This is a genomic window from Streptomyces sp. NPDC033966 (assembly GCF_055575955.1).
Genome location: NZ_JBVIRQ010000005.1, coordinates 469,900 through 492,703, shown reverse-complemented (window position 1 = coordinate 492,703; position 22,804 = coordinate 469,900). Strand labels below are relative to the sequence as shown.

Annotated in this window: 17 protein-coding genes; 10 read left to right on the top strand and 7 right to left on the bottom strand. The window is 70.2% G+C overall.

Going from position 1 to position 22,804, the window contains the following annotated elements:
• Window positions 1-25: 25 nt before the first annotated feature.
• Both ACZ518_RS17515 and ACZ518_RS17510 read right to left on the bottom strand, forming a co-directional pair.
• Window positions 26-1,510, bottom strand: a complete 1,485-nt coding sequence (locus ACZ518_RS17515; protein WP_469113900.1) for a glycosyltransferase family 87 protein — start codon at window positions 1,508-1,510, stop codon at window positions 26-28.
• 89 nt (window positions 1,511-1,599) lie between these two features.
• Window positions 1,600-4,191: a transglycosylase domain-containing protein gene (locus ACZ518_RS17510; protein WP_469113899.1), complete on the bottom strand. Its 2,592-nt coding sequence runs from the start codon at window positions 4,189-4,191 to the stop codon at window positions 1,600-1,602.
• 272 nt (window positions 4,192-4,463) lie between these two features.
• On the opposite strand from ACZ518_RS17510, the gene ACZ518_RS17505 reads away from it, so the two are divergent.
• From ACZ518_RS17505 to ACZ518_RS17495, 3 genes are all read left to right on the top strand, one after another.
• Complete coding sequence (locus ACZ518_RS17505) at window positions 4,464-5,066, top strand: PadR family transcriptional regulator (RefSeq protein WP_249766869.1); 603 nt, start codon at window positions 4,464-4,466, stop codon at window positions 5,064-5,066.
• A gap of 51 nt (window positions 5,067-5,117) precedes the next feature.
• Window positions 5,118-6,200, top strand: a complete 1,083-nt coding sequence (locus ACZ518_RS17500; protein ID WP_469113898.1) for an inositol-3-phosphate synthase — start codon at window positions 5,118-5,120, stop codon at window positions 6,198-6,200.
• Window positions 6,201-6,304: 104 nt separating this feature from the next.
• Entirely contained in the window at window positions 6,305-7,585 is a 1,281-nt protein-coding gene (locus ACZ518_RS17495; RefSeq protein WP_469113897.1) for an MFS transporter, read from the top strand.
• Window positions 7,586-7,593: 8 nt separating this feature from the next.
• Here the strand turns inward: ACZ518_RS17495 and ACZ518_RS17490 are convergent, their stop codons facing one another.
• Window positions 7,594-9,045: a CCA tRNA nucleotidyltransferase gene (locus ACZ518_RS17490; protein ID WP_401245688.1), complete on the bottom strand. Its 1,452-nt coding sequence runs from the start codon at window positions 9,043-9,045 to the stop codon at window positions 7,594-7,596.
• 184 nt (window positions 9,046-9,229) lie between these two features.
• Between ACZ518_RS17490 and ACZ518_RS17485 the strand changes: the two genes are divergently transcribed.
• From ACZ518_RS17485 to trxA, 7 genes are all read left to right on the top strand, one after another.
• Entirely contained in the window at window positions 9,230-11,497 is a 2,268-nt protein-coding gene (locus ACZ518_RS17485; RefSeq protein WP_469113896.1) for a DUF6049 family protein, read from the top strand.
• A gap of 46 nt (window positions 11,498-11,543) precedes the next feature.
• Window positions 11,544-13,727, top strand: a complete 2,184-nt coding sequence (gene murJ / locus ACZ518_RS17480) for a murein biosynthesis integral membrane protein MurJ (RefSeq protein ID WP_469113895.1) — start codon at window positions 11,544-11,546, stop codon at window positions 13,725-13,727.
• Between the two features lie 117 nt (window positions 13,728-13,844).
• Window positions 13,845-15,545: a serine/threonine protein kinase gene (locus ACZ518_RS17475; RefSeq protein WP_469113894.1), complete on the top strand. Its 1,701-nt coding sequence runs from the start codon at window positions 13,845-13,847 to the stop codon at window positions 15,543-15,545.
• A gap of 26 nt (window positions 15,546-15,571) precedes the next feature.
• Window positions 15,572-16,273 (top strand): RNA polymerase sigma factor SigM, encoded by a 702-nt coding sequence (gene sigM / locus ACZ518_RS17470; RefSeq protein WP_469113893.1) that lies wholly within the window; start codon window positions 15,572-15,574, stop codon window positions 16,271-16,273.
• Window positions 16,270-17,247, top strand: a complete 978-nt coding sequence (locus ACZ518_RS17465) for an anti-sigma factor family protein (protein ID WP_469113892.1) — start codon at window positions 16,270-16,272, stop codon at window positions 17,245-17,247. The genes sigM and ACZ518_RS17465 overlap by 4 nt, the downstream gene beginning before the upstream one ends.
• 147 nt (window positions 17,248-17,394) lie before the next feature.
• Window positions 17,395-18,354, top strand: a complete 960-nt coding sequence (trxB, locus tag ACZ518_RS17460; protein ID WP_469113891.1) for a thioredoxin-disulfide reductase — start codon at window positions 17,395-17,397, stop codon at window positions 18,352-18,354.
• A gap of 50 nt (window positions 18,355-18,404) precedes the next feature.
• A complete protein-coding gene (trxA, locus tag ACZ518_RS17455) occupies window positions 18,405-18,737 on the top strand; it encodes a thioredoxin (RefSeq protein ID WP_469113890.1) in 333 nt (110 codons plus the stop codon).
• 72 nt (window positions 18,738-18,809) lie between these two features.
• Here trxA and ACZ518_RS17450 read toward each other — a convergent pair whose 3' ends face one another.
• The 4 genes from ACZ518_RS17450 to rsmG form a co-directional block, all read right to left on the bottom strand.
• Entirely contained in the window at window positions 18,810-19,433 is a 624-nt protein-coding gene (locus tag ACZ518_RS17450; protein ID WP_007265237.1) for a GNAT family N-acetyltransferase, read from the bottom strand.
• A gap of 87 nt (window positions 19,434-19,520) precedes the next feature.
• A complete protein-coding gene (locus ACZ518_RS17445; RefSeq protein ID WP_469113889.1) occupies window positions 19,521-20,597 on the bottom strand; it encodes a ParB/RepB/Spo0J family partition protein in 1,077 nt (358 codons plus the stop codon).
• On the bottom strand, window positions 20,594-21,694 hold the full coding sequence (locus ACZ518_RS17440) for a ParA family protein (protein WP_469113888.1): 1,101 nt from the start codon (window positions 21,692-21,694) through the stop codon (window positions 20,594-20,596). The genes ACZ518_RS17445 and ACZ518_RS17440 overlap by 4 nt, the downstream gene beginning before the upstream one ends.
• Window positions 21,695-21,950: 256 nt before the next feature.
• Window positions 21,951-22,688 carry a 16S rRNA (guanine(527)-N(7))-methyltransferase RsmG gene (gene rsmG, locus ACZ518_RS17435; protein ID WP_469113887.1) on the bottom strand — a complete coding sequence of 246 codons (738 nt, stop codon included), beginning with the start codon at window positions 22,686-22,688 and terminating at the stop codon, window positions 21,951-21,953.
• Window positions 22,689-22,804: the final 116 nt, after the last annotated feature.

The window sequence follows — 22,804 nt, the reverse complement described above, 5'->3', positions numbered from 1 at the left end:
CCGGTCTCCGGGCCCGCCGGCCCGGTCAGTCCCTGGGGTCCACGCCCCAGGCGACCCGCTGTCCCTCCGAAGGCGCCGCGTACTGCGGCGCCTTCGCCTTTTCCGAGAGGGTGAACACGTCCTCGGCCCCGTCCAGGACGCCCCCGGAGGGGTCGTCCGAGCCGTCGCGCCGCACGACGTCGCGCTCGGGCAGCAGGATGTCGCGCACGACCACGGCGCACAGGTACAGAGTGGCCAGCAGGTGGGCGGTGATGGCCAGCTGGTAGCCCTCCAGGGGCAGGCCCTGGTGCTTGTCCTCGCTGGTCGTGTAGGCGAGGTAGAACCAGATCCCGAGGAAGTACGCGATCTCGCCCGCCTGCCAGATCAGGAAGTCCCGCCAGCGGGGGCGGGCCAGCGCGGCGAGCGGGACGAGCCACAGCACGTACTGCGGCGAGTACACCTTGTTGGCCAGGATGAACGCGGCGACGACCAGGAAGGCCAGCTGGGCGAAGCGCGGGCGCCTGGGGGCCGTCAGGGTGAGCAGCCCGATGGCGAGGCAGAGCAGGAGGGTGAGCCCCGTCGCGTAGGTGTTGGCCCCGTCGAGGGGGTTGCCGGTGCGCTGGGAGATCAGCAGCCAGACCGAGCCGAAGTCGATGGGCCGCTCCTGGCTGAACTCGTAGAACCGCTTCCAGCCGTCCCAGGCGAAGTACATGACCGGGCCGTTCACCAGGAGCCAGGACACGGCCGCGCCGAGGGCCGCGGCGCCGAAGGCCCGCCACTTCCCGGCCCGCCAGCAGAGCAAGAAGAGCACGCCGAGCAGCAGCACGGGGTAGAGCTTGGCCGCGGTCGCCAGGCCGATGAAGACGCCGGCGAGCAGGGGCCGGCCGCGCGACCACATCAGCATCGCGACGGCGGTGAGGGCCACGGCCGGGAGGTCCCAGTTGATGGTGGCGTTGAGCGCGAAGGCCGGCGCGAGGGCGAGGAGCAGGGCGTCCCAGGGCCTGCGGCGATGGGTGCGGGCGACACAGACGGCGATGACGGCGGCGCAGGCCATCAGCATGCCCGCGTTGACCATCCAGTACATCTGCTCGCGGTGCTGGACGGAGCCGGCGGTGGGCGTCATCCAGGCGGCGACCTGCATGAAGGCCCCGGTGAGCACCGGGTACTCCAGGTACTGCATGCCGCCGTACTTCGGGTCGGTCACGATGTCGGGGAACTGGTCCCGGTAGGGCACCAGACCGTCGGCGAAGCCGCGGGCGGAGTACAGGTGCGGGATGTCGGAGTAGCAGGCGTGGGTGTACTGCGAGCCCGCCCCCCGGAACCAGGCCCAGTCGTAGCAGGGCAGCTTCTGCACCATGCCCAGCGCGAACAGGCCGAGGGCTACGAGGACCACGACGCGGACCGGGCTCAGCCAGTGGCCGCCCAGCCTGGCGTGGCGTCCGACCGGGCCCCCGATGAACTCGCTGCCGGCGGCGGCGACCTCGTCGTGCTGGGTGGGCGGTACGGGATGGTCCTCGTGCACCTTGGTCATGGCGCCCATCCTGCCGTACCGCGCCGTACACGGGGGAGGGCCGCCGCGCGGTGCGCGACGGCCCTCCCGGGTGCGGTACGGCGACCGGGTCAGCCGGAGGTGCCCATGATGCTGCCCCAGTTGGTCGTTCCGCCCGGGCGGCCGGGGCGGGTGGACGTGGAGGGCTGCGTGGTGGTGCCACCGTCCTGGGAGCCGCCGGTGCCGGTTCCGCCGTCGGCTCCCTCGTTCGCGCCGCCGGTGACCGTCGGGTCACAGTTCAGGTTCCAGGGCCTGGGCTTGCAGCTCGGCTTGCCGTTGCCGGACGGCGACGGGGACACCGAGGGCGAGGTGCTGGGCGAGGGCGATACCGAGACGGAGGGCGACGGTACGGCCGAGGGGGTGGGCTGGGGGGCGCCGGCCGCGTCCGCGATGACGCCGATGTCGTCGGCCTCCGGGAACTGCTTGACCGGGGTGCCCTTGAGCGCCTCGCGCATGTACTCGGTCCAGATGGCCGCCGGAATGTCACCACCGTGGATGGAGTCGACCCCGCCCACGTGGTTCATGGACATGAGCTCCTTGTTCTTGGAGGTCGGGTCGTTGCGGAAGAGGGTGACCGAGGTGGACAGCTCCGGGGTGTAGCCGACGAACCAGGCCGACTTGTTCTGGTCGGTGGTGCCCGTCTTGCCGGCCGCGGGGCGGCCCAGCTTCTTCGCCTTGGTGCCGGTGCCGTTCTCGACGACGTTGCGCAGCACCTTGGTGACGTTGTCCGCGATCGAGTCGTCCATGGCGCGGGACTCCTTGGGCGGCTCGAAGCCGGGCACGCCCTTGCCGTCCTTGACGACCTTCTTCACCGAGAACGGCTCCCGGTGGGTGCCGGAGGCGGCGAAGGTGGCGTAGGAGTCGGCCATGCGGATGGCGCTGGGCGTCGAGGTGCCGAGGGCGAAGGAGGCGTTGTTGTTCTTGTCCATCGACTCCTCGAGGATCCCGGTCGACTTCGCGACGTCGCGGACCTTGCTGTGGCCGACGTCGAAGACGAGCTGGGCGAACGGGACGTTGATGGACTTCTCCATCGCCTCGTTGAGGGTCACGTAGCCGTAGGGGTAGTCGCTCTCGTTCTTCTGCTTGAACGGCTGGCCGTCGGAGCCGAGGAGCGGCTTGCCCGTGCGGTCGTTGATCACCGTGAGGTCGTCGGCGTTGTACTTGCTGTCGACCGAGATGCCCGAGCCCTTGGAGTTCTGCGTGCCGTACTGCATGGCGGCCGCGAGGACGTACGGCTTCCAGGTCGAGCCGACGGGGACGCCGGAGGTGTTGGCGTTGTTGGCGAAGTACTTGTGGTCCCAGCCGGGCCCGCCGTACAGGGCCACGATCGCCCCGGTCTTCACGTCCACGGAGGCGGCGCCGAACTGCACGAAGGTGTCGTACTGGGGCCGCTTCTTCTCGTCGAGGAAGTCGTTGCGGGTGTCCTCCACCGCCTTGACCAGGGCGTCCACCTTGGGCTTCTCGAAGGTGGTGGTGATCGTGTAGCCGCCGAGCGCCATCTTCTCGGCGGTGATGCCGGTGGTCTTCATGACGTACTGCTTGGCCACCTCGACGAGGTAGCCGGTCTGGCCGGACATCCCGCGGGCCTGCTCGGAGTCCACCCGGGCGGGGAACTCCTTGTACTTGTCCCGCTCCGCCTTGTCCATGCGCCCCACCGCGACCTCGCGGTCGAGCACCCACGCCCAGCGGAGCCGGGCGCGCTTCTCGTTGGCCTCCGGGGTGGCGGCCGTGCCGATGCCGCCGTCGGGGTTGTAGAGGTTCGGGCCCTTGAGCATGGCGGCGAGGAAGGCGCTCTCGGACGGGTTGAGGTCCTTGGCGTCCTTGCCGAAGTAGGCGCGGGCTGCGGCCTGGATGCCGTAGGCGTCCCGGCCGTAGTAGGCGGTGTTCAGGTAGCCGGCGAGGACGACGTCCTTCTCCTCGCTGACACCCAGCTTGATCGCGATGAAGAGCTCGGTGACCTTGCGCTTGAGGGTCTGCTCGGAGTCGAGGTAGGTGTTCTTGACGTACTGCTGGGTGATGGTCGAGCCGCCCTGGGTGGAGCCGCCGGTGGCCATGTTCACCACGGCCCGCGCGATACCCATCGGGTCGACGCCCTTGTCCGTCTCGAACGACTCGTTCTCGGCCGCGATCACCGCATTCCGCATGGCCAGGGGAATCTGGTCGATCGGGACGATCTGCCTGTTCGTGGCGCCGCCGGTGGCGACCATCTGGGTGCCGTCGGCCCACTGGAAGACGTTGTTCTGCGCCTTGGCGGTCTTGTTCGCGTCCGGGGTGCCCACGCTGGCGATGCCGATGCCGGCACCCGCGAAGATCACGGCGAAGAACCCCAGGAAGGTACCGCCGACCAGCTTCCAGGACGGCACGAAACGCTTCCAGCCGACCTTTCCGGCGCGCGGGTAATCGATGAACCGACCACCTGACTTTCCGCCTCTGCCCCCCTTCCCACCTGCGCGTCCGCGGCCGGCCGGGCCCCGCTGGGCAGCCCTGCGGGCATCGGCTCGGCTCCCTTGCGCCCCGTGTTCCGCATAGGGTCCGCCGGGCGGCCCCGCGGGGACGTCACGGCCGGGTCCGGCACCACGGCCGGGGTGCTGCGGGGCGGCCCTGCGGGACGCGGCGCGGCCGCCGCCCTGGGGCTGCGGCGGTTTACGGCGGTGCTCGCTCATCGAACGACTACTCCTCGGGCAGGCGAGTGGCCTGGAAGCGGCAGGTGATTCCGGTTCCCCCCGGTGGTCCTGCCGCACAGCCTACGCAGGGCCAAAACCCAACCAGTGCCGAAGTTCACCCCAAATCAGGCAACTTGCGTCGTACGAATCGGTGATGTGACGCCGGTCACCACGCCACCGCTTGTCGCTTCGAGCAGCCCGTTCTATCGTCTGGATGTATCGAGCCGATACATCAGCTCGACATAAACTCCGAAGCAGAGAGGGGCAGGCGGATGAGCAGACGCTCCGGCATCCTCGAGTTCGCCGTCCTCGGCCTGCTTCGTGAATCCCCCATGCACGGTTACGAGCTCCGCAAGCGGCTCAACACCTCGCTGGGGGTGTTCAGGGCGTTCAGCTACGGGACTCTCTACCCCTGCCTCAAGACTCTGGTCGCAAACGGCTGGCTGATCGAAGAACCGGGGAACGCCCCGGAAGACGCTCTCGCCGCTTCACTCGCAGGGCGCCGCGCCAAGATCGTCTACCGGTTGACGGCAGCAGGTAAGGAGCACTTCGAAGAGCTCCTCTCCCACACCGGCCCCGACACATGGGAGGACGAGTCCTTCGCCGCCCGCTTCGCCTTCTTCGGTCAGACCGAGCGGGACGTGCGGATGCGGGTACTGGAGGGCCGTCGCAGCCGGCTGGAGGAGCGCCTGGAGAAGATGCGCGCCTCGCTCGCCCGTACACGGGAGCGCCTGGACGACTACACGCTCGAACTGCAGCGGCACGGAATGGAATCCGTCGAGCGTGAAGTGCGCTGGCTCAACGAGCTGATCGAGAGCGAGCGGGCGGGACGGGATCGGAGACGATCCGGACCGCCCGACGAAACTGCAAAGTGAGGCCTGTATCTCGCAGGCCTCGTTTCCGAGAACAAACAGGGAGCAACCGGAATGGGTTCGGTTCGCGTAGCCATCGTCGGCGTGGGCAACTGCGCCGCCTCGCTGGTGCAGGGCGTCGAGTACTACAAGGACGCCGACCCGGCGGCCAAGGTCCCCGGTCTGATGCACGTCCAGTTCGGCGACTACCACGTGGGTGACGTCGAGTTCGTCGCCGCTTTCGACGTCGACGCGAAGAAGGTCGGCCTCGACCTCTCGGACGCCATCGGCGCCAGTGAGAACAACACCATCAAGATCTGCGACGTCCCGAACTCGGGCGTGACCGTCCAGCGCGGCCACACCCTGGACGGCCTGGGCAAGTACTACCGCCAGACCATCGAGGAGTCCGCCGAGGCCCCGGTCGACGTGGTCCAGATCCTCAAGGACCGCCAGGTCGACGTCCTCGTCTGCTACCTGCCGGTCGGTTCCGAAGCGGCCGCGAAGTTCTACGCCCAGTGCGCCATCGACGCCAAGGTCGCCTTCGTCAACGCCCTCCCGGTCTTCATCGCCGGCACCAAGGAGTGGGCCGACAAGTTCACCGAGGCGGGCGTCCCGATCGTCGGCGACGACATCAAGTCCCAGGTCGGCGCCACCATCACGCACCGTGTGATGGCGAAGCTGTTCGAAGACCGCGGTGTCCGTCTCGAGCGCACCATGCAGCTCAACGTCGGCGGCAACATGGACTTCAAGAACATGCTCGAGCGCGAACGCCTCGAGTCGAAGAAGATCTCCAAGACGCAGGCCGTCACCTCGCAGATCCCCGACCGTGAGCTCGGCGAGAAGAACGTCCACATCGGCCCGTCCGACTACGTCGCGTGGCTCGACGACCGCAAGTGGGCCTACGTCCGCCTCGAGGGCCGCGCGTTCGGCGACGTTCCGCTGAACCTCGAGTACAAGCTCGAGGTGTGGGACTCCCCGAACTCCGCCGGTGTCATCATCGACGCCCTGCGCGCTGCGAAGATCGCCAAGGACCGCGGTATCGGCGGCCCGATCCTGTCGGCCTCCAGCTACTTCATGAAGTCCCCGCCGGTCCAGTACTTCGACGACGAGGCCTACGCGAACGTCGAGAAGTTCATCAAGGGCGAGGTCGAGCGCTAGTCGGCCCAGGGGGTCCTCCGGACACCCGGTCTTCCGACGTTCTTCCACCGAGGGTCCCCGGACGATGTGTCCGGGGACCCTCGGTGTGTGTGACCCTTGCCCTCATGCCCGTCGTAGGTGATCTGCGCGTACTCCTGCGCCTGAGGGACTTCCGCAACCTGCTCGCCGTGCGCCTGTTCTCACAGGCAGCCGACGGCGTCTACCAGGTCGCGCTCGCCACCTACGTGGTGTTCTCCCCCGAGAAGCAGACCTCGCCGGCGGCCATCGCCTCGGCCATGGCGGTACTGCTGCTGCCCTACTCGGCCATCGGGCCCTTCGCTGGGGTGCTGCTGGACCGGTGGCGCCGGCGCCAGGTCTTCCTCTACGGCAACCTGCTGCGGGCCCTGCTCGCCTGTGTGACCGGCGTGCTGATCGTCGTCCACGTCCCCGACTGGCTCTTCTACGCCTCGGCCCTGTCCGTGACGGCGGTCAACCGCTTCGTCCTCGCCGGGCTCGCCGCGTCCCTGCCCCACGTCGTCCGCACCGACCAGCTGGTCACCGCGAACGCCCTCTCGCCCACCGCCGGCACGCTCGCGGCGGTCGCCGGAGGAGGGCTGGCCTTCCTCGTCCGGCTACTGGCCGCGGGGTCCAACGCCCTCGTCGTCCTGCTCGGCGCCGTCCTCTACCTGTGCGCGGCCCTGGTCTCGCTCCGCCTGGCCATCGGGCTCCTGGGGCCCGACCACCGGGGCGGGCCCGAGCATCCCTCGCTCCTCGAAGGGATCACCCTCACGGTCCGGGGTATGGCCGAGGGCCTCAGGCACCTGGCCGGCCGCCGGGAGGCGGCACGGGCGCTCACCGCGATGACCCTGATGCGGTTCTGCTACGGCGCCCTGACCGTGATGCTGCTGATGCTCTGCCGCTACTCCTGGTCGGACAACGAGTCCGACGGGCTGGCCCTGCTGGGGATCGCCGTCGGGGTGTCCGGGGCCGGATTCTTCGCGGCCGCCCTCGTCACCCCCTGGCTGGTGAACCGTCTCGGGCCGCTGGGCTGGATCGTCGTCTGCTCGGCGGCCTCGGCCGTGCTGGTGCCCGCGCTCGGGCTCTTCTTCGCGCCCGGGCCCATGCTCGTCGCCGCCTTCGTCCTCGGCCTCGCCACCCAGGGCGCCAAGATCTCCACCGACACCGTCCTCCAGTCCCGGGTGGACGACGAGTTCAGGGGCCGGGTCTTCTCCGTCTACGACGTGCTCTTCAACATCGCCTTCGTCGGGGCGGCCGCCGTGGCGTCCCTCATGCTCCCCACCGACGGCCGGTCCGTCGCCCTGCTCGTCAGCGTGGCCCTGCTCTACGCGGCCACGGCCGGCTTCCTGCGGCGGGGCGATGTTTCACGTGAAACATCGCCCCGGTAGATCACACATCAGGCCTGGGGAGCCTGAGCCGCCCACCACTCCTTGAGGGCCGCGACGGCCGCCTCACGGTCCATCGGGCCGTTCTCCAGCCTCAGCTCCAGCAGGAAGGCATAAGCCTTGCCCACCGCCGGCCCGGGGCCGATCTCCAGGATCTGCTGGATCTCGTTCCCGTTCAGGTCGGGGCGGATCGCGTCCAGCTCCTCCTGCTCCTGGAGCTGCGCGATGCGCTCCTCCAGGCCGTCATAGGTACGGGAGAGCGCGTTGGCCTTGCGCTTGTTGCGCGTGGTGCAGTCCGACCGGGTCAGCTTGTGCAGCCGGTCGAGCAGCGGGCCCGCGTCGCGGACGTAGCGCCGCACCGCCGAGTCCGTCCACTCCCCGTCCCCGTACCCGTGGAACCGCAGGTGCAGCTCCACCAGCCGGGACACGTCCTTCACCATGTCGTTGGAGTACTTCAGCGCCGTCATGCGCTTCTTGGTCATCTTCGCGCCGACCACCTCGTGGTGGTGGAAGGAGACGCGGCCGTCGCTCTCGAAACGGCGGGTCCGGGGCTTGCCGATGTCGTGCAGCAGGGCGGCCAGCCGCAGCACCAGGTCCGGGCCGTCCTCCTCCAGGTCGATCGCCTGCTCCAGGACGATCAGCGAGTGGTCGTAGACGTCCTTGTGCCGGTGGTGCTCGTCACGCTCCAGCCGCAGGGCCGGCAGCTCCGGCAGGACCCGGTCGGCGAGACCGGTGTCCACCAGCAGGCCCAGGCCCTTGCGGGGGTGTGCGGAGAGCAGCAGCTTGTTCAGCTCGCCCTGCACGCGTTCGGCCGAGACGATCTCGATCCGGTCGGACATCGCCTTCATGGCCGACACGACCTCGGGCGCGACCTCGAAGTCCAGCTGCGCGGCGAACCGGGCGGCACGCAGCATGCGCAGCGGATCGTCGGAGAAGGAGTCCTCGGGGGTCCCGGGAGTCCGCAGCACGCCGGCGGCCAGGTCCTCCAGGCCGCCGTGCGGGTCGACGAACTCCTGCTCCGGGAGGGCCAGGGCCATGGCGTTGACGGTGAAGTCCCGCCGGACCAGGTCCTCCTCGATGGAGTCGCCGTAGGAGACCTCGGGCTTGCGCGAGGTCCGGTCGTACGCCTCGGAGCGGTACGTCGTCACCTCGATCTGGAACCCGTCGCGCTGCGCGCCGACGGTGCCGAAGGCGATGCCGACGTCCCAGAGCGAGTCCGCCCAGGGCCGCATGATCTTCAGGACGGCCTCGGGGCGCGCGTCGGTGGTGAAGTCGAGGTCGTTGCCGAGACGCCCGAGCAGCGCGTCGCGTACGGACCCACCGACCAGGGCGAGGCGGAAGCCCGCCTCCTGGAACCGGCGTCCGAGCTCGTCGGCGACAGGAGCGACCCGCAGCAGTTCACTGACCGCGCGGCGCTGCACCTGACTCAGGGCACTGGGGTTGTCTTCATTGGCGTTCGGCACAACAGAAAAGGGTACGTGGCCCGCCCGGCATGGGCTCCCCCGTTTCACCGCCGCCCCGCCGTCGGCGGTCCCGAAGCGGAAGATCGTGTGGAGCAAGGCGCGGCACTCGCACACAGCGCGCCTCGTTACCATGCGTGGACGCAGAACCGACGACCACTGACACTTCGAGGAACGGGCGAAACGCGTGGCCGAGGCGGCAGACATCCAGGGGACGGCCCCCGTCCCTGCCCGGCGCCGCTGGCTGCGGCGGGCAGTCGTCCTGCTCAGCGGGACGCCGGTGCTGGCCGCCCTGATCTACGCCCCCGCCCCGGCCGCGCACGCGGCCGATTCCCCGGTCGACGTCCAGCTGACCGAGGTGTCGCCGAGCGCTCCGGTCAAGAGCGACACGCTCACGATCTCCGGCACCGTGGTCAACAACGGCTCGGAGACGATCAAGAACGCCCACGTGGGACTGCGGGTCGGGCCCAGGCTGGGGGACCGGTCGGCGATCGGCGAGGTGTCGGACCGCAAGGGCTTCCGGCCCGGAGTGGACCCGGGGGAGATCGACTCCGCCTTCGCCGTGAAGATCGACTCGCTGACCTCCAAGGTCGGCCAGCAGTTCACGATCAAGGTGCCGGTGAACAAGCTGGACCTGGGGGCGGACGGGGTCTACCAGCTCGGCGTCTCCCTGTCCGGGGCGACCGACAGCCGCCCGCACGAGCAGGTCCTGGGCATCCAGCGGACCTTCCTGCCCTGGCAGCCGGACCCGGCGGCCAAGCGGTCCTCCCTGACCTACGTGTGGCCGCTGATCTCCACCACGCACGTCACGGCGGAGACCGGCTCGGACGAGCTCCAGACCCCGGTCTTCCTCGACGACTCCCTCGCGGACGAGCTGCGGTCGGGCGGCCGCCTGGAGCGGATGGTCGCGCTCGGCAAGGACCTGCCGGTCACCTGGGTCATCGACCCCGATCTGCTCACCGCGGTCGATGCCATGACCAAGGGCTACCGGGTCCGCAGCTCCAGCCCGGACGGCAAGCCCGTACAGGGCAGGAACAGGGCCGTCGCCGAGCAGTGGCTGAGCGCCCTGGAGACCGCCGTACAAGGCAAGAAGGTCGTCGCGCTGCCCTTCGCCGACCCCGACATCGCCTCCCTCGCCCACCACGGCAAGGACGTCTCCGGCACCCTGGGCCAGCTGCGGCCCGCCACCGACAAGGCGAAGCAGGCCGTGGAGACGGTGCTGCACGTCCCCGCGTCCACCGACTTCTCCTGGCCTGTGGACGGCGCCATCGACCCCTCGATCGTCAACGTGGCCACCTCGGCCGGCGCGCACAACGTCCTGGCCCGCAGCGACAGCCTCCAGGAGACCGGCGCGCTCGGCTACACCCCGACGGCCGCCCGTCCCATCGGTGCGGGCACCACCGCAGTGGTGGCCGACGCGGACCTCTCCACCGCCTTCGAGGGCGACATGGCCACCGCCGGGAGCTCCACGCTCGCCGTACAGCGGTTCCTGGCCCACAGCCTCGCCCTGAACCTGCAGAACAGCGACGAGCCGCGCAGCTACGTGGTGACCCCGCAGCGCCGGCCGACCGCCAGCCAGGTGGATTCGATGGCCATCGCCCTGCGAGGACTCCAGGCGGCCCGCTGGACCCAGCCCTCCGACCTGGAAGCGGCGGCCGCGGCGAAGCCCGACCCCGGCGCCGCGACCCAGGTGCCGGGCGCCGGCCAGTATCCGGAAGCCCTCGCCAAGCAGGAGCTTCCGGTGACCGCCTTCGAGAAGATCCGCACCACGCAGAACACGCTCGACCACTTCAAGGTCATCCTCTCGGCGCCGGACCGTGTCGAGATCCCCTTCGGCAACACCACGAACCGGGAGATGTCGACCTCCTGGCGGGGCCGCCCCGAGGAGGCGGCCGCCTACCGCGACCAGGTCCAGGCCTACCTGGTCGGGCTGACCGACAAGGTCAAGGTCGTCCCCAAGTCCGACGCCACCCTGTCCGGCCACAGCGCGACCATTCCCGTCAGCGTCCAGAACAGCCTCGTGCAGGACGTCCACAACCTCGTGCTGCGGGTGAAGTCCGCCAATCCCACCCGTCTGATGTTCGGCGACAGCGGCGAATCGGAACAGGAAGTCACCGTTCAGGGCGGTCACAGCCAGACGGTAAAGTTCACCGCCAACGCCACCGCGAGTGGTCCGGTCGAGGTCAGCGCACGCCTGTACACCAAGGACGGCGTGCCGTACGGCAAGGAACGCAAGTTCACGGTCGAGGCCACCGAGATCACTCCCACCGTCATGCTCGTCATCGCCGGCGGTGTGCTCCTCCTCGTTCTGGCGGGCATCAAGATGTACGCCAGCCGCAAGCGCGTCGCCGCGCGGGCGGCCGCGGAGGAGAGCACGCAGCCGAGTGACGAGTCCACGGACACCGGACCGCAAAGCACCGAGGGGTCCGGCACGGGTGAGACAGTGGACCGTTGAGCGATGCCGTGGCCGTTCGGCCTGGGGACGATGAGGTGGGGTTGCGATGAACGCGCCGTACGACGGTGACCGCGCGCAGGGCACTGGCGGGCCTATGCCCTCCCAGGGCACTGCCCCGGGCGCTCCGGTGCCCGGACAGGTTCCCGCGCCCGCGCCCGCGCAGGACCACGACCCGTACGTCCAGGACGCCTACGACTACGACCCCTACCGGTCGCAGGACCTGTCGGCCCAGGACCCCGTGACCGAGGCCCTCTACGACCGGGCCTCGCACCCCCCGCCGCCGCCGGGCACCTACCAGGAGGCCGCTCCGCTCTACGCGGCCCCCCAGACGCCCGTGCACGGCCCCGACCCGCGCGTCTGGGCCCAGACCCCGCCGCCGGAGCCGGACGGCCCTTCCCGCCACCTGCCCTACGGCGACCACGCGGCGACGACGCAGTTCGTCGGAGTGGACTCGCTCGTGACCCGGGCGTCCGAGGAAGAGCCCGAGCTCGACGCCTTCACGCACCTCTACCGCGACCAGCAGGCCGCTCCCGGCGCCCCCGGCCCGTCCGACGAGGACGCCCCGGTGGCGGCACCGGCACCGGCGAAGCCCGCCGGCAAGGCCGCCAGCCTGCTCAAGTCCAGCGCCCTGATGGCGGCCGGCACGATCGTCTCCCGCATCACCGGCTTCGCCCGCACCCTGGTCACCGCGGGCGCCATCGGCGTCGCCTCCCTCAACGACTCCTTCCAGGTCGCCAACACCCTGCCGACGATGATCTACGTCCTCGTCGGCGGCGGCGCCCTCAACGCGGTCTTCATCCCCCAGCTCGTCCGGGCGATGAAGAACGACGACGACGGCGGCGAGGCCTACGCCAACCGCCTGCTCACCCTCGTCATCACACTGCTCGGCGCGGTCACCGTCGTCTGCGTCCTCGCCGCCCCGATCTTCATCCGCATGATGTCGCCGACCATCGCCGGCGACCCGAAGCGCCTCGACGTCGCCGTGACGTTCGCCCAGTACTGCCTGCCCACGATGTTCTTCATGGGCATCCACGTGGTGCTCGGTCAGATCCTCAACGCCCGGGGCCGGTTCGGCGCGATGATGTGGACCCCGGTCCTCAACAACATCGTCATCATCGCCACCTTCGGCGCCTTCATCTGGGCCTTCGGCGGGTTCACCACCTCCGGTGTCTCGGAGGCCACCATCACCCCCGAGGGCGTCCGCCTGCTGGGCATCGGCACCCTGCTCGGCCTCGCCGTCCAGGCCCTCGCGATGGTGCCCTACCTGCGCGAGACGGGCTTCAAGCCGCGCCTGCGCTTCGACTGGAAGGGCCACGGCCTCGGCAAGGCGATCGGCCTGGCGAAGTGGACGTTCTTCTTCGTCCTCGCCAACCAGATCGGCTTCGTCGTCGTCACCCAGCTCGCCACCGCGGCCGGTACGGCCGCCGAGAAGCTGGGCCACGGCGGTACCGGCATCACCGCCTACCAGTACGCCCTGTTGCTGTGGCAGATGCCGCAGGCCATCATCACCGTGTCGGTCATGACCGCCGTCCTGCCCCGGATCTCCCGGTCCGCCCACGACGGGGACGCCGCCGCCGTCCGCGACGACATCTCCTACGGCCTGCGCACCTCGGCCGTCGCCATCGTGCCCTGCGCCTTCGCCTTCCTCGCACTCGGCGTCCCGATCGCCACCCTGCTCTACGCCAGCGCCGGCAAGGACGCCGTGAACATCGGCTACATGCTGATGGCCTTCGGCCTCGGCCTGATCCCGTACTCCGTCCAGTACGTGGTCCTGCGCGGGTTCTACGCCTACGAGGACACCCGGACGCCCTTCTACAACACCGTCATCGTCGCGGCCGTCAACGCCGCCGTCTCGGCCCTCGCCTACTTCGTGCTGCCGGCACGCTGGGCCGTCATCGGCATGGCCGCCGCGTACGGCCTCGGTTACCTGGTCGGTGTCGGCGTGGCCTGGCGCCGCCTGAAGGTGCGCCTCGGCGGGGACCTCGACGGCGCCCACGTGATGCGCACCTACACCCGCCTGATCGGCGCGTGCGTCCCGGCCGCGGTGGTGGCCGGCGCCGTCGCCTACGGGGTCATGCAGGTCCTGGGCAGCGGAGCCCTCGGCTCCGTCGCCGCCCTGGTCGCCGGAGGCATCGCGCTGGGAGGCGTGTTCCTCCTCGCCGCCAAGAGGATGCGGATCGAAGAGCTCAACTCCATGGTCGGAATGGTCCGCGGACGTCTGGGGCGCTGATGCGCACAACCGTCACCCCCCTTCGTGTGTCGTGCATAGCGGCGGACTGTGGGCACAATTGGCATGGCTTCGCAGACTGGCCGACAGCGCGCAACGGATGGGGAGGCAGGGACGACGGTGGCGGAACGTAGCACGGCTGCCGTCGACGTGGCCGACAACAGCGGCGAACAGCCGCTGGCCGCAGATGCGGCCAAGGCCACGGCCGACGGGGTGGACGCCAAGAACGGAAAAGTCTCGGAAGGCCCCGTACCCGGGAAGGACGGCGAGCGCGCGAGCACGGCACCCGCGGCCGCGCCGGAACTGCACAGCGGGCACAAGCTCGCACGGCGCTACCGCCTGGAGGAGTGCGTCACCCGTCTGGACGGGTTCAGCAGCTGGCGCGCCATGGACGAGAAGCTGCGCCGCGCGGTGGGCGTCCACCTGCTGCCCGCGGACCACCCCAGGGCCCGCAGCGTCCTGGCGGCCGCCCGCTCCTCCGCCCTGCTCGGCGACCCCCGGTTCGTCCAGGTCCTCGACGCCGTGGAGGAGAACGACCTCGTCTACGTCGTCCACGAGTGGCTGCCCGACGCCACCGAACTGACCTCGGTCCTGGCCGCCGGCACCCTCGAACCCCACGAGGCCTACCAGCTGGTCAGCCAGGTCTCCCAGGCCATGGCCGCCGCCCACCGCGAGGGCCTGGCCCACCTGCGCCTGACGCCCAGCGCGATACTGCGCACCTCCACGGGCCAGTACCGCATCCGCGGCCTCGCCGTGAACGCCGCCCTGCGCGGCATCACCAGCGACACCCCGCAGCGGGCGGACACCGAGGCCATCGGCGCGCTGCTGTACGCCTCCCTCACCCAGCGCTGGCCCTACGAGAACGACGCGTACGGCCTGCGCGGCCTGCCCAAGGGCGTGGGCCTGCTCGCTCCCGACCAGGTCCGCGCCGGTGTCCACCGGGGCCTCGGCGAGCTCGCCATGCGCGCCCTCGCCAACGACGGGGCGACCGCCTCCCGCCAGGAGCCCGCCTGCACGAGCCCCGAGGAGCTGGCCAAGGCCGTCGCCGAGATGCCCCGCATCCGGCCGCCGGAGCCCGCCTTCACCGCGCCCCCGGAGTACCAGCACACCACCTACCAGCAGGGCACCTACGGCCGCCCCGCGCCGGTCGGCCTGCCCACCACCCAGGCGGTCCAGTCCGTCCCTCCGCCGCCGCTGCAGAGCCGCACCGGGCGCGCGCTGAAGTGGGGCGTCGCCGCCCTGCTGATCGTCGCCCTGGGCCTCGGCAGCTGGCAGCTCGCCGACAGCCTCCTGGAACACAGCAAGTCGGGCGGCGGTGACAACACCCAGACCCAGCAGCAGGGCCCCAACGACGCCGCGCAGAAGAAGGAGCTCACGCCGCTCTCCATCAAGGACGCGAAGGAGTACGCGCCGGACGGCGTCCCGCAGAACGCGAGTGACGTCGGCAAGACGTACGACGGGGACGCTTCCAGCTACTGGCGGACCAAGAGCTTCTCCGACGGCCCCAAGGTCGTGATCAAGGCCGGTGTCGGGATCGTCTACGACCTCGGCTCCGAGCAGGAGGTCAGCGAGGTCTCGATAGCGCTGAAGTACCCGGGCGACCACACCACCCTGACGCTGTACGCGGGCGAGTCGGCCGACTCGAAGAAGAAGATCACGGGCACGACCACCAAGGACAGCAACGTCAAGCTGACCGTGGAGAAGCCGGTCAAGACGCGCTACGTGCTCCTGTGGATCACGGCCATGCCGTACGCGCCCTACGACAACTTCAGCGGCGCCGGCTACAAGCAGGGCATCACGGACGTGCAGTTCAAGGGCTGACGCAGGCAGGGGAGGGGGGCTCACCGTTGGACGACGCCGCGACCGGCGAGCACAGCGACCAGGATCTCCTTTCCCTGCACGTCGCCGGCGACCCCGACGCCTTCGGGGAGCTCGTACGCCGTCACCGCGACCGGCTCTGGGCCGTCGCGCTGCGCACCCTGGGCGACCGCGAGGAGGCCGCGGACGCCGTCCAGGACGCCCTCGTCTCCGCCTACCGGGCCGCCCACACCTTCCGCGGCGATTCCGCCGTCACCACCTGGCTGCACCGGATCACCGTCAACGCCTGCCTCGACCGCGCCCGCAAGGCCGCATCCCGCCGGACCGCGCCCCTCGACGACACGGACCGCCTGGAGCGGCTGCTGGAGCCCCACGAGTCCGCCGAGGCCCCCGCGGAGCGCCAGGACCTCCACCGCCAGCTCCTGGCCGCCCTCAGCACCCTCCCGGCCGAGCAGCGGGCCGCCCTCGTCCTCGTCGACATGCAGGGATACCCCGTCGCCGACGCCGCCCGCATCCTCGACGTCCCCACCGGCACCGTGAAGAGCCGGTGCGCGCGGGGCCGGGCCAAACTCCTGCCGATGCTCACTCATCTGCGCACGAATGCCGGGGATAACCCCACCTTGGAGCGGGGAAGGAACCGGACGCCGGGGACAGCCGTCCCACCTGCGGCAGACACCAGGAATCCAGAACCGGATCCAGACGCTGTGAAGGGCGGAGGTGGACGACCGTGAGCCCCTCAACCGGCACGACCGGCACTGCCGGCACGACCTGGCACCCCGAGGTCTCGGAGATCTCCGACCTCACCGAAGGGCTGCTCTCCCCCTCCCGTACCGCCGAGGTGCGCAGCCACCTCGGGGACTGCGCGCTCTGCGCCGACGTGCTCGCCTCCCTGGAGGAGATCCGGTCCCTGCTCGGCACCCTCCCGGGACCGCCGCGCATGCCCTCTTCCATCGCCGGCCGGATCGACGCCGCCCTCGCCGCCGAAGCGCTCCTCGACTCGACGACCTCCCGGGCCGGGGCCGCCGTCTCCGAGCCGCATCCCGCGGGCGATGTTTCACGTGAAACATCGCCGGCAACCACGGGCGGCTCCGGTCGGAGCGAGGCCCACCGGCCCACCGGTCACCCGTCTGGCCCAACCGGGCCTGGCCGTCGTCGCGCCCGACGCCGCATCGCCGTCCTCTCCGGTCTGGCCGGGGCCGCCGCCTGCGCGCTCGCTGTCTTCCTCTTCAACGGACTGGGCGGTACCGGCTCGCACGACACCGCCACGCGCAACGACACGGCGAGGGCCTCCGCCGACTCCGCCACCCCCGGCGAGTACACGGCCCAGGGACTCCGCCAGAGCGTCCGGCAGCTACTCGCCGGCGAACCCTCGGCGAACACCCCGAAGACCGCACCGGGCGAGACCGACAAGAGCATGGGGCTGCAGGACACCTCCCCCGGGCTGGCTCCCGCCGACCGGCTCGCCTCTCCCGAGCCGGTCCCGGTCCCGGTCCCGTCCTGCGTCCGGCAGGGCACCGGCCGCACCGAACCGCCGGTCGCCGCCGAGCTCGGCAGTTACCAGGGCACTCCCGTCTACCTCGTCGTGCTGCCCCACCCGGGCGACCCCGCCCGGGTGGACGCCTATCTCGTGCCCTCCGGCTGCGCGGACAATGCGGCGCAAACACCGGACAAGCCCCTACTGACCAGCACATATCCACGCAACTGACGGGATCACGGGGTGGCCCCCCGCGCGTTGCGGGACTGGAGGGGCCAAGCGGGGAATGTGCGCGCCGTAGGATCCGTTGGGTGGGGTGAGAGTCCGCACCGGCCCCCGGTAGGCAGCACGAAGTCCGCAGAGACGAGGAAAGAACCCGTGAGCGACGTACGAAACGTGATCATCATCGGCTCCGGGCCGGCCGGTTACACGGCCGCCCTGTACACCGCACGCGCTTCGCTCAACCCCCTGGTCTTCGAAGGTGCCGTCACCGCCGGCGGCGCGCTCATGAACACCACCGAGGTCGAGAACTTCCCCGGCTTCCGGGACGGCATCATGGGCCCGGACCTCATGGACAACATGCGCGACCAGGCCGAGCGCTTCGGCGCCGAGCTCGTCCCGGACGACGTCGTCGCCGTGGACCTCACCGGTGAGATCAAGACCGTCACGGACACCGCCGGCACGGTGCACCGCGCCAAGGCCGTCATCGTCACCACCGGTTCCCAGCACCGGAAGCTCGGTCTGCCCAACGAGGACGCCCTCTCCGGACGCGGCGTCTCCTGGTGCGCCACCTGTGACGGGTTCTTCTTCAAGGACCAGGACATCGCCGTCGTCGGCGGCGGCGACACCGCGATGGAGGAGGCCACCTTCCTCTCCCGGTTCGCCAAGTCGGTCACGATCGTCCACCGCCGTGACAGCCTGCGCGCCTCCAAGACCATGCAGGATCGCGCCTTCGCCGACCCGAAGATCAAGTTCGCCTGGGACAGCGAGGTCGCCGAGATCCACGGCGAGCAGAAGCTCTCCGGCCTCACCCTGCGCAACACCAAGACCGGTGAGACCTCCGAGCTGCCCGTGACCGGCCTGTTCATCGCCGTCGGACACGACCCGCGCACCGAGCTGTTCACCGGCCAGCTCGACCTCGACGACGAGGGCTACCTCAAGGTCGACGCTCCCTCGACGCGCACCAACATCACCGGCGTGTTCGGCGCCGGCGACGTCGTGGACCACACCTACCGCCAGGCGATCACCGCGGCCGGCACCGGCTGCTCCGCCGCCCTCGACGCGGAGCGCTTCCTCGCGGCGCTCGCGGACGCCGAGCCGGCGACCGCGACCGTCTGACCCGGCTCCATCCCCACACCCCACACCCCGTAGAAGAGAAGGAGGCCGCTGTGGCCGGCACCCTCAAGAACGTGACCGACGCGGACTTCGACGAAGTCGTACTGCGCAGCGACAAGCCCGTGCTCGTGGACTTCTGGGCCGCCTGGTGCGGTCCGTGCCGCCAGATCGCGCCCTCCCTGGAGGCCATCGCAGCCGAGCACGGTGAGCAGATCGAGATCGTCAAGCTCAACATCGACGAGAACCCTGCCACTGCCGCGAAGTACGGCGTCATGTCCATCCCGACGCTGAACGTCTACCAGGGTGGCGAGGTCGCCAAGACCATCGTCGGCGCCAAGCCGAAGGCCGCCATCCTCCGCGACCTCGAGGGCTTCATCCAGGCCTGACGGCAAGCTTGTTCTACGTGGAACGGGGCCGCTCCCTTCAGGGGGCGGCCCCGTTCCCATGTCCGGGAGTCCTCACAGCGGGCGCAGCGCGGGCTCCTTGCGGGCCCTCGCTCCGCCCAACAGGCGGTCCAGGGCCAGCTCCACGTCTTCCTTCCACGACAGCGTCGTGCGCAGCTCCAGCCTCAGCCGGGGGTGGGACGGGTGGGGGCGTACGGTCTTGAAGCCCACCGACAGCAGATGGTCGGCCGGCAGCAGGCAGGCGGGCCGCTCCCACCGCGCCTCACCGAACGCCTCGATCGCCTTGAACCCCCGCCGCAGCAGATCCTTCGCGACCGTCTGGACCATCACCCGCCCCAGGCCCTGCCCCTGATACCCCGGCATGATCCAGCCCGTGATCAACTGCACGGCGTCCGGGGAGACCGGACTGGTCGGGAAGGAAGCGGCCCTCGGCACATAGGCGGGCGGGGCGTACAGCACGAACCCGACGGGGACTTCGTCCACGTAGACCACCCGGCCGCAGGAGCCCCAGTCCAGGAGGACGGCCGAGATCCAGGCCTCCTTCTCCAGCTCCGGAGTGCCCGCCTTCACCGCGGCCTCGCCGGTGACGGGATCCAGCTCCCAGAACACACAGCTCCGGCAACGCCTGGGCAGGTCCTGGAGGTTGTCCAGCGTGAGCGGTACAAGCCGACGACCCATGCCCACATCGTAAGCACTGCCCCCTGCTTCTTCGAGTGCGGACATCTCGAAGAAGCAGGGGGCAGTGAGTGGAACGAGCCGGTGGGGCTACTCCCCGGACAGACCCTGCTCGAGGACCCGTCCCTCACCCGGGGCCAGGGTTCCCAGGATGCGCTCCAGGTCCTCCATCGATGCGAACTCGACGGTGATCTTGCCCTTCTTCTGGCCCAGATCCACCTTCACCCGGGTCTCGAACCGGTCGGACAGCCGCGTCGCCAGCTCGCTGAGCGCCGGGGACACCCGTGCCCCCGCCCGCGGGCCCTTGGGCTTGACGGTGCTCGACGGCTCCGAGCCCATCAGCTGGATGATCTCCTCGACCGAGCGCACGGACAGGCCCTCGGCCACGATCCGCTCGGCGAGACCGAGCTGTTCCCCGAAGTCCTCCACGGATACGAGGGCCCGTGCATGACCCGCGAGCAGCACGCCGGCGGCCACCTTCTTCTGCACCTCGGGCGAGAGCTTCAGCAGCCGCAGGGTATTGGTGACCTGCGGACGCGAGCGTCCGATCCGGTCCGCCAGCTGGTCGTGCGTGCAGCTGAAGTCCCGGAGGAGCTGGTCGTACGCGGCGGCCTCCTCCAGCGGGTTCAGCTGTACCCGGTGCAGGTTCTCCAGGAGGGCGTCCAGCAGGAGCTTGTCGTCGTCCGTCGCCCGGATGATCGCGGGGATGCTCTCCATCCCCGCCTGACCGCAGGCGCGGAAACGCCGCTCGCCCATGATCAGCTCATAGCGGCCGGGCTCGGTCTCCCGGACCACCACGGGCTGGAGCAGCCCCACCGTCTGGATCGAGGTCACCAGCTCTGCCAGCGCGTCCTCGTCGAGGTGGTCCATATTGCGCGGCTGCCGCCGGTTCGGCGTGATCGCGTCCAGCGGAAGCTCCGCGAACGTCGCCCCCGCCACCTCATCGGCCACCGGCTGCGGAGCCGGCGTCTCTACCGGCGCCAACGTTTCACGTGAAACATCCGCCTGTGCCAGGACGGCGAGCTTCGCCGCGGCGATCCCCCGCTCCGACGGCAGGACCGGCAGCGCTGTCGGAGACGTCGACCCCGTACCCATCACCGGCTCCTGGGGAGCGGACGGGATCAGCGCGCCGAGCCCCCGCCCCAGGCCCCTACGTCGCTCGCTCACTGGATCCCCTCCGCCACACTCTGCGTGCTGTTCATGCCCGCGCCCAGATGGGCGTGCTGGGCGTCGTAATGGATTCCGGCTCCCCGCAGCGCGATCTCCCGCGCTGCTTCCAGGTAGGACAGGGCACCACTGGAACCCGGGTCGTACGTGAGAACCGTCTGCCCGTAGCTCGGAGCCTCCGAGATACGAACCGACCGCGGGATGCTCGTGCGCAGCACCTCCTTGCCGAAGTGCGTGCGCACCTCATCCGCCACCTGCGAGGCCAGCCGCGTCCTGCCGTCGTACATCGTCAGCAGGATCGTCGAGACGTGCAGGGCCGGGTTCAGGTGGGCCCGCACCAGGTCGACGTTGCGCAGCAGCTGACCCAGGCCCTCCAGCGCGTAGTACTCGCACTGGATCGGGATCAGCACCTCGGCGCCGGCCACCATCGCGTTCACCGTCAGCAGGCCCAGCGAGGGCGGGCAGTCGATGAGGATGTAGTCGAGCGGCTGCTCGTACGCCTGGATCGCCCGCTGGAGCCGGCTCTCACGGGCCACCAGCGATACCAGCTCGATCTCCGCGCCGGCGAGGTCGATCGTGGCCGGGGCACAGAAGAGCCCCTCCACGTCCACCACCGGCTGAACGACCTCCAGCAGGGGACGGCTGTCCACGAGCACGTCGTAGATGGACGGCACATCCGCGTGGTGGTCGATGCCCAGCGCCGTGGAGGCGTTGCCCTGCGGGTCGAGGTCGATGACCAGGACGCGCGCACCGTGCAGGGCCAGCGAAGCCGCCAGGTTCACGGTCGTCGTGGTCTTGCCGACGCCGCCCTTCTGGTTGGCCACGACCATGATCCGGGTCTGCGCGGGCCGCGGCAGGGCGGCGCCGTTGTGACCCAGGCCCTCGATCGCCTGCTGGGCGGCGCGGGCGATCGGGGTGTCCTCGATGTCGTCGTTGTCCACGAGGGGCGGGGACGATGTTTCACGTGAAACATCCTCACCCGGCGATTCAGAGCGGGGACCGGGGACCGGATCGGCCATCGGCCCCGCGAGGTTGGCGTCGGACCGCACGGTGTCACTCTCCTCGGCAGCGGGCTCGCGATGAACAGAGACTGCCATGCCACCCGGGTCGCGAACCAGCGGGGCCCGTACTCCTGTGGATGAATCCACCGTTGTGGACAACTCCGTCACCCCCGCGTCCTTGCGGGGGCGAGGGGCCGCAGCAGCACGGCCGCGGCTGATGATTCCGTGCAGCAGAGAGCGACGTTTCACGTGAAACACGATGCCCGCACGGAGTCTTCAGCCCGTTACGACACTCCGAAATCCATACCTATAGGGCGCAACCCGCCCCAAAACGCTCCACCGACGACGCCGATCAGCGACGCCTGCGCGCACGCCCTTGCCGCGCGGCCTTAGCCCGCTTGGCCGCGAACCTCACCCCACCGGGGCTTTCTCCGACCTCCACCCGGACCACCGTGGACAGCGGGTCGACGACGCCCTCGCCCACGTGGAGCACCGAGGTCTTCACCACACCCAGCTTGGTCAGCGCGACCTTCGCCGAGACCAGCTCCTCCTCGGCGGTGTCGCCCTTCAGGGCCAGCATCTCGCCGTAAGGACGCAGCAGCGGCACGCCCCAGCCCGCGAGCCGGTCCAGCGGTGCCACCGCGCGGGCCGTCACCACGTGCACCGGCTGGAGCTTGCCGAGCACCTCCTCGGCCCGGCCGCGCACCACGGTGACGTGGTCCAGTCCGAGCAGTTCCACGGCTTCCTGGAGGAAGGTCGTCCTGCGCAGCAGGGGCTCCAGCAATGTGATCTTCAGGTCCCGGCGCACCAGGGCGAGCGGGATGCCGGGCAGGCCGGCGCCCGAGCCCACGTCGCACACGGTGACGCCCTCCGGCACCACCTCGGAGAGCACCGCGCAGTTCAGCAGGTGCCGCTCCCACAGCCGGGGAACCTCACGCGGCCCGATCAGGCCCCGCTTGACCCCCGCATCCGCCAGCAGCTCCGCGTACCGCACCGCTTCCGGGAAAAACTCACCGAACACCGCGCGCGCCTCTTCGGGCGCCGGGGGCGCCTCTTCAGGCGCCGCGGGAAGCTCCGCTGCCTCCGTCACGGGGACCGTCCTTCCGTACAGAACCGCTCACGCCAAAACCGTGTCGTTCAACCGTGTCGTTCAACTGCCAGGCTTACAAACTTCGGCCCCGCCTGCGACACAGGCGGGGCCGACAC

Bases quoted from the DNA above. Each gene is read 5' to 3' on its own strand.
- ACZ518_RS17515 (WP_469113900.1), bottom strand. From the start codon at position 1,510: ATGACCAAGGTGCACGAGGACCATCCCGTACCGCCCACCCAGCACGAC.
- ACZ518_RS17510 (WP_469113899.1), bottom strand. From the start codon at position 4,191: ATGAGCGAGCACCGCCGTAAACCGCCGCAGCCCCAGGGCGGCGGCCGC.
- ACZ518_RS17505 (WP_249766869.1), top strand. From the start codon at position 4,464: ATGAGCAGACGCTCCGGCATCCTCGAGTTCGCCGTCCTCGGCCTGCTT.
- ACZ518_RS17500 (WP_469113898.1), top strand. From the start codon at position 5,118: ATGGGTTCGGTTCGCGTAGCCATCGTCGGCGTGGGCAACTGCGCCGCC.
- ACZ518_RS17495 (WP_469113897.1), top strand. From the start codon at position 6,305: ATGCCCGTCGTAGGTGATCTGCGCGTACTCCTGCGCCTGAGGGACTTC.
- murJ (WP_469113895.1), top strand. From the start codon at position 11,544: ATGAACGCGCCGTACGACGGTGACCGCGCGCAGGGCACTGGCGGGCCT.
- ACZ518_RS17450 (WP_007265237.1), bottom strand. From the start codon at position 19,433: ATGGGTCGTCGGCTTGTACCGCTCACGCTGGACAACCTCCAGGACCTG.
- ACZ518_RS17440 (WP_469113888.1), bottom strand. From the start codon at position 21,694: ATGGCAGTCTCTGTTCATCGCGAGCCCGCTGCCGAGGAGAGTGACACC.